The organism is Streptomyces sp. NPDC006265 (assembly GCF_040613555.1).
Classification (GTDB): domain Bacteria; phylum Actinomycetota; class Actinomycetes; order Streptomycetales; family Streptomycetaceae; genus Streptomyces.
The window spans coordinates 1-1,043 of sequence record NZ_JBEXSH010001535.1 but is presented as its reverse complement, the minus strand read 5'-3'; the positions used below and the strand labels follow the sequence as shown (position 1 = coordinate 1,043).

Sequence of the window (1,043 nt, the reverse complement as noted above, 5' to 3'; positions counted from 1 at the left end):
CGTCGACCTTGTCGGGTGTGTAGATGGTGCCGTGTGCCATGCCTACGGCGCCGGCGAGAACGAGCGGTTCCTGGCGCCCTTCTTCAAGGCCCACCGCGACGAGGTCGTCATCGCGACCAAGTTCGCCCTGTCGATCCCCCCGGACGACCCGACCCGCCGGGTCATCCGCAACGACCCGCCCTACATCCGCCAGGCCGTCGAGGCGAGCCTGAAGCGCCTGGACGTCGACGCGATCGACCTCTACTACATGCACCGGCGCGATGTGAACGTGCCGATCGAGGAGAGCGTCGGCACCATGGCCGACCTGGTCCGCGAGGGCAAGGTCAAGCACCTGGGCCTGAGCGAGGTCACGGCGGGCGAACTGCGCGCCGCCCACGCCGTCCACCCCATCGCGGCCGTGCAGTCGGAGTGGTCGCTGTTCAGCCGTGACATCGAGACGCACGTCGTCCCCGCGGCCCGCGAGCTGGGCGTGGCCCTCGTCCCGTACTCACCCCTCGGCCGGGGTTTCCTCACCGGCTCCTTCACCGACGCCGACCAGGACCTGAGCGCCGGTGACTTCCGCCGCCAGCAGCCCCGCTTCACCGGCGACAACGCCACGGCGAACGCGACCCTGCTGGAGCTGATCCGCTCGGTGGCCAAGGCCCACGAAGCGACCCTCGGTCAGATCGCCCTGGCCTGGGTGCAGCAGCGGGCGACGATCCACGACCTCCCGGTCATCCCGATCCCGGGCACCCGCAAGCCCACCAGGGTGCAGGAGAACACGGCGGCGACCGGGATCGTCCTGAGCGACGAGCAACTGGATCTGCTGGACGGCATAGCGGCCCAGGTGGCGGGCACTCGCTACGCGGACATGACCTTCACGTCAGCGGGCCGTGAGTAAAGGTCTTCAGAGGCTCCGGGAACTGCGCGACCGGCCGCATGCGGCCCGCACCCGCCGGCGCGCAGTACTCCGCAGACGCTAAGGGGTCCTTTCACTATGAGCGTCCGATCAGGGCGCGTGGTCCGGTGCCGTGCATCGCAAGGCGCCGGGAAGCCCTTGTAGC

At 69.7% G+C, this 1,043-nt stretch carries 1 protein-coding gene; it reads left to right on the top strand.

All coding sequences use genetic code 11. From position 1 onward, the window contains the following. On the top strand, window positions 1–880 hold an 880-nt coding region (locus tag ABZ281_RS50425), incomplete at its 5' end, for an aldo/keto reductase (protein WP_356665670.1). Window positions 881–1,043: the final 163 nt, after the last annotated feature.